We start from the raw sequence: 5,177 nt of genomic DNA, 5'->3' as shown, positions 1-5,177 counted from the left end.
CTGACACACCGCATTCGCGAGCAAGCCCGCTCCCACACTAAATCTCATCCAACATTCGACCGTATCAGACCAACGCTTTATCGAGGGCCTTTTCGATTTCCGATTTGATCATGCCGCTCATGGCCGACATCATCAGCCCCAATTCCACATCGACGCGGATTGAATCCTCGCTGACATGCACCGCGCCTTTCACACCGGAGCGTTTGAGGTTCAGCGTGTCGCCGGACCACTGCGGCTCCAGGCCATATTGATCGGACAGTTTCTGCGCCAGCTTGTCGGCCTTCTCGCGAGCCGCTTCCTTGCCCAGGCCGTGGGCACGTTCAACACTAATACGGGCCATCGAATGACTCCTGCTTTGTGGATACTTTCCTGAAGCATCTTGACCATTACTGCGTCAAAACGTCCCGGTGGTTGCCCATCTTACCTTCAGCCTTGCCAAGACAAAGCATGCCTTGGGGATTAGAATGTCCCGCATTCTCTTCTGGTGACAGCGATATGACTGATCAGCGCAAAGGCAGCGATGCCGAACCCACCACTCACTTCGGTTTCAAAAACGTTCCGGAAAGCCAAAAAGCGGAAAAAGTCGCTGAGGTTTTCCATTCGGTAGCCGCCAAGTACGACTTGATGAACGACCTCCTGTCGGGCGGTATGCACCGTTTGTGGAAGCGTTTCGCAATCGAGCTTTCGGGTGTGCGCACTGGCAATCGCGTGCTGGACATCGCTGGCGGTACGGGCGACCTGACCAAAAAATTCTCGCACCTCGTCGGCCCGACCGGCCAGGTGGTGTTGGCCGACATCAACGAATCCATGCTCAAGGTCGGTCGTGACCGCCTGCTGGATCTCGGTGTGGCCGGCAACGTCGAATTCGTTCAGGCCGATGCTGAAAAGCTGCCGTTCCCGGACAATCACTTCGACTGCGTGACCATCGCCTTCGGTCTGCGCAACGTGACGCACAAGGAAGACGCCCTGCGTTCGATGCTGCGCGTACTCAAGCCTGGCGGTCGTCTGTTGGTGCTGGAATTCTCCAAGCCGACCAACGCGCTGATGTCCAAAGCCTACGACGCCTACTCGTTCGCCTTCATGCCGCTGATGGGCAAGCTGATCACCAACGACTCGGAAAGCTATCGCTACCTTGCCGAATCGATCCGTATGCACCCGAATCAGGAAACCCTGAAGTCGATGATGGTCGAGGCCGGTTTCGACCGCGTGACCTACCACAACATGACCGCAGGCATCGTCGCCCTGCACCGCGGCATCAAACCCTGATGTTGCTGGCCGGTCTGCTCGCCAGCGTTGAACTCGGCCTTAACCGGGTGCTGCGTCTCGACAGCACGGCGCTGCCGCGGCTGGCTCATTTGAGCGGCCGGGTGATTGCCGTCGACTGCCGCAGTCCGGCGTTGCAGCTGTTCATCTTGCCCAGTGACGAAGGCCTGATGCTGGCCGCTCATTGGGAAACCGGCGCCGATTGCACCTTGCGCGCTCCGGCCTCCAGCCTGTTGAAACTGGCGATGAGCAAGGACAAGACCGCGGTCCTGCATGGCCCTGAAGTCGAACTCGACGGTGACAGCGGCGTGCTGCTGGAACTGGCGGCGATCCTTCAGGACCTGGAGCTGGACTGGGAGTACGAACTCTCACGCTGGCTGGGCCCTGTGGCCACGCAACTGGTTGGCGGTCACCTGCGCAGCCGCGCCCGCTGGTATCAGCAAGGATTCGCCAGCCTGGGCCAGAACCTGGGCGAATACTTGGCCGAAGAGTCACGCACCCTTGTCGGTCAGCGCGAAGCCGAAGCCCGTTTCAGTGAACTGGACCAGATCAAACTCGATCTGGAACGTCTCGAGGCGCGCTTCGAGCGCCTTTCCCGATCCCTCGACCCAAGCGATAACGCATGAAGCTGCTTGCCGTCCGCCGTTTGTTGCGCATCCAGCGCGTTGTGATTCGTTACCGCCTCGATGACCTGCTATTTGCCCTGCCGCTCCCCTGGTTCCTGCTGGCACTGCGTTACGCGCTGCCGTGGCGCTGGTTCCCGCGCAAGACGCTGGACTTGAGCCGTGGCGCTCGATTGCGCCTGGCGTTGCAGGACCTTGGGCCGATTTTCATCAAATTCGGGCAAATTCTCTCCACCCGCCGCGACCTGTTGCCGGAAGACATCGCCGATGAGCTGATGAAACTGCAGGACCGCGTGCCGCCGTTCGATTCCCAAGTATCAATCAAGCTGATCGAAGAACAGCTCGGCAAAAAGATCAGTGAAGTGTTCAGCCGCTTCGACGTCGAACCGCTGGCGTCCGCCTCGGTGGCGCAGGTGCATGCCGCACAGCTGAAAACCGGGGAAGAAGTGGTGGTCAAGGTGATCCGCCCCGGCCTCAAACCCATCATCGCCCAGGATCTGGCGTGGCTGTTCATTCTGGCCCGCGCCGCCGAAAAGCTTTCAGCCGACGCGCGCCTGCTGCACCCGGTGGACGTGGTCAGTGACTACGAAAAAACCATCTACGACGAACTCGATTTACTGCGCGAAGCGGCCAACGCCAGCCAGCTGAAGCGTAATTTCGAAGGCTCACCTCTGCTGTATGTGCCGCAAGTCTATTGGGACTGGTGCCGGCCGAAAGTGTTGGTGATGGAACGCATCTACGGCATCCAGGTCACCGACCTGACGACCCTGGCCGACCAGCGCACAGACATGAAGATGCTCGCTGAGCGCGGCGTGGAGATCTTCTTCACCCAAGTGTTCCGCGACAGTTTCTTCCACGCCGACATGCACCCAGGCAACATCTTCGTCAGCACCGTCAACCCGTGGAGCCCGCAGTACATTGCGATTGACTGCGGCATCGTCGGCAGCCTGACCCCGGAAGATCAGGACTACCTGGCGCGCAACCTCTTTGCCTTCTTCAAGCGTGACTACCGTCGTGTGGCGCAATTGCACATCGATTCGGGCTGGGTGCCGGCGGAAACCAAACTCAACGAATTTGAAGCGGCAATCCGCACTGTGTGCGAGCCGATTTTTGAAAAACCATTAAAAGATATTTCCTTCGGTCAGGTGCTGATGCGCCTGTTCCAGACTGCCCGGCGCTTCAACATGGAAGTGCAGCCGCAGCTGGTACTGCTGCAAAAAACCTTACTGAACATCGAGGGCCTGGGCCGTCAGCTATACCCGGACCTGGACTTGTGGAACACCGCGCAACCGTTCCTCGAACGCTGGATGCGCGAGCGCGTCAGCCCAAAAGCCTTGCTCGGCAACGTGCAGAGCCAGTTCGAACAACTGCCGCATCTGGCCAACATGGCCCGCGACCTGCTCGAACGCATGTCCCAACCCCACGCCTACGACCCGCCACCTCCGTGGCATAAACGCAAGGATGACTGGTTCTTGCGCCTGCTCGGCTGCGCACACCTGGCGGGCGGCGTTATTCTGCTGGCCGGCGGACCGCTGAACGAACTGGGTCATTGGCCCGGGGGAATCATGATCGCCGTCGGCTTGTATCTGGTCGTTCGCCGATAGCCAGTCACGCCAGTCGCTGGCACACTGTTCAGACGCTTGGGTTTGACTAATGAAGTGTTGAACCCGCTGTCGGAGTCGAAGATGAAAAACTGGCTGGACGAGATCAAGTGGGACGCTGACGGCCTGGTGCCTGCGATTGCCCAGGATTACAAGACCGGGCGCGTCCTGATGATGGCCTGGATGAACCGTGAAGCGCTGGAACTGACCGCTGCCGAGAATCGCGCCATTTACTGGTCACGCTCCCGTGGCAAGCTGTGGCGCAAGGGCGAAGAGTCTGGCCACGTGCAAACCCTGCATGAGATGCGCCTGGATTGCGACGCCGACGTGATCATCCTGATGGTCGAGCAAATTGGCGACATCGCTTGCCATACCGGCCGCCAAAGCTGCTTCTACCGTGTCTTCGAGAACGGCGACTGGAAAACCGTCGACCCGGTGCTCAAGGACCCGCACGCCATCTACTCCGCAGGACACACCCATGAGTGACACGTTGACCCGCCTGGCCCAAGTGCTTGAAGAGCGCAAAGGCGCTGCCGCCGACAGCTCGTATGTCGCCAGCCTGTACCACAAGGGCTTGAACAAGATTCTGGAAAAAGTCGGCGAAGAGTCGGTCGAAACCATCATCGCCGCCAAGGATGCCGCCATCAGCGGCGACTGCAGCGATGTGATCTACGAGACCGCCGATTTGTGGTTCCACAGCATGGTCATGCTCGCCCAACTGGGGCAGCATCCACAGGCTGTACTCGATGAACTGGACCGTCGATTCGGTCTGTCCGGACACGCTGAGAAAGCCTCGCGCCCGTCCGCCTGAATAACTATTAGAGAGGAGCAGCAACATGGGCATTTTTGACTGGAAACACTGGATCGTCATCCTGGTTGTTGTCGTACTGGTATTCGGCACCAAGAAACTGAAAAACCTCGGCACTGACGTGGGCGAGTCGATCAAGGGCTTCAAGAAAGCCATGAACGACGACGAAAAACCCGCCGATCCGACCGCAACGTCGTCGCAACCAGTACCGCCGGTTCAGCCGCAAGCCACGGTGAACCAGCCGCATACCATCGACGTGCAGGCACAAAAAGTCGAAGAGCCGATCCGCAAAGACGTGTGAGCACTGACTAATGTTTGGTATCAGCTTCTCTGAACTGCTGCTCGTCGGCCTCGTAGCCCTGCTGGTGCTGGGTCCCGAGCGCTTGCCGGGTGCTGCGCGCACTGCCGGCCTGTGGGTCGGACGCTTGAAGCGCAGCTTCAACGCGATCAAGCAGGAAGTTGAACGTGAAATCGGCGCCGACGAGATTCGTCGGCAGCTGCACAACGAGCACATTCTGTCGCTGGAGCAGGAGGCACGGAAAATCTTCTCGCCAACCCAGCAGGAGCCGACGCCGGTGGAACACGTGGGGGCGCAGACGATTCACGCGCCTGCCGCTGCCACTGAGCCAACACCTGCGCCTGCACCTGTTTTTGCGATGGAGCAACCTGCGCCCGCTGCTTCAGCAACCCCGGTAGAACCGGTAGCGCCTGCCGTCGCGCCGACAGCGCCGGCCCCTCATGACCCAACACTGCCGCCGCGAGCCCCATGACAAGGGCCTGTCATCGGTCATTTCCTGCGTCGCGTTGTCGCCTGAAAGCGGGCCAGGCAAGGCGTAGACCACAGGGAATGATTGTTCCCTTTCCAAGGCCTACAACGCAGCC

The 5,177-nt window shown here is 59.6% G+C and carries 8 protein-coding genes; 7 read left to right on the top strand and 1 reads right to left on the bottom strand.

The window, feature by feature from the left end; all coding sequences use genetic code 11:
- Positions 1-64: 64 nt before the first annotated feature.
- Complete coding sequence (locus tag AC1DRJ_RS18655) at positions 65-340, bottom strand: polyhydroxyalkanoic acid system family protein (RefSeq protein WP_027922116.1); 276 nt, start codon at positions 338-340, stop codon at positions 65-67.
- Positions 341-495: 155 nt separating this feature from the next.
- On the opposite strand from AC1DRJ_RS18655, the gene ubiE reads away from it, so the two are divergent.
- The 7 genes from ubiE (at position 496) to tatB (ending at position 5,065) form a co-directional block, all read left to right on the top strand.
- Positions 496-1,266: a bifunctional demethylmenaquinone methyltransferase/2-methoxy-6-polyprenyl-1,4-benzoquinol methylase UbiE gene (gene ubiE, locus AC1DRJ_RS18650; RefSeq protein WP_007948968.1), complete on the top strand. Its 771-nt coding sequence runs from the start codon at positions 496-498 to the stop codon at positions 1,264-1,266.
- The gene (locus AC1DRJ_RS18645; RefSeq protein ID WP_477803458.1) at positions 1,266-1,889 is read left to right on the top strand and encodes a ubiquinone biosynthesis accessory factor UbiJ; all 624 of its coding nucleotides are present in this window, start codon (positions 1,266-1,268) and stop codon (positions 1,887-1,889) included. The genes ubiE and AC1DRJ_RS18645 overlap by 1 nt, the downstream gene beginning before the upstream one ends.
- Positions 1,886-3,490, top strand: coding sequence for a ubiquinone biosynthesis regulatory protein kinase UbiB (gene ubiB / locus AC1DRJ_RS18640; RefSeq protein WP_477803457.1), 1,605 nt, complete (start codon positions 1,886-1,888; stop codon positions 3,488-3,490). The genes AC1DRJ_RS18645 and ubiB overlap by 4 nt, the downstream gene beginning before the upstream one ends.
- Positions 3,491-3,571: 81 nt before the next feature.
- Positions 3,572-3,973, top strand: a complete 402-nt coding sequence (gene hisI / locus AC1DRJ_RS18635) for a phosphoribosyl-AMP cyclohydrolase (RefSeq protein WP_477803456.1) — start codon at positions 3,572-3,574, stop codon at positions 3,971-3,973.
- Positions 3,966-4,298 carry a phosphoribosyl-ATP diphosphatase gene (locus AC1DRJ_RS18630; RefSeq protein ID WP_007899279.1) on the top strand — a complete coding sequence of 111 codons (333 nt, stop codon included), beginning with the start codon at positions 3,966-3,968 and terminating at the stop codon, positions 4,296-4,298. Before hisI ends, AC1DRJ_RS18630 begins: the two co-directional genes overlap by 8 nt.
- Before the next feature lie 25 nt (positions 4,299-4,323).
- Positions 4,324-4,596 carry a twin-arginine translocase TatA/TatE family subunit gene (locus tag AC1DRJ_RS18625; protein WP_477789775.1) on the top strand — a complete coding sequence of 91 codons (273 nt, stop codon included), beginning with the start codon at positions 4,324-4,326 and terminating at the stop codon, positions 4,594-4,596.
- 10 nt (positions 4,597-4,606) lie between these two features.
- Positions 4,607-5,065, top strand: a complete 459-nt coding sequence (tatB, locus tag AC1DRJ_RS18620) for a Sec-independent protein translocase protein TatB (RefSeq protein ID WP_477803455.1) — start codon at positions 4,607-4,609, stop codon at positions 5,063-5,065.
- Positions 5,066-5,177 lie beyond the last annotated feature (112 nt).

Source organism: Pseudomonas sp. P5_B2 (assembly GCF_056400445.1).
This window is presented reverse-complemented; position numbering and strand designations above follow the sequence as displayed.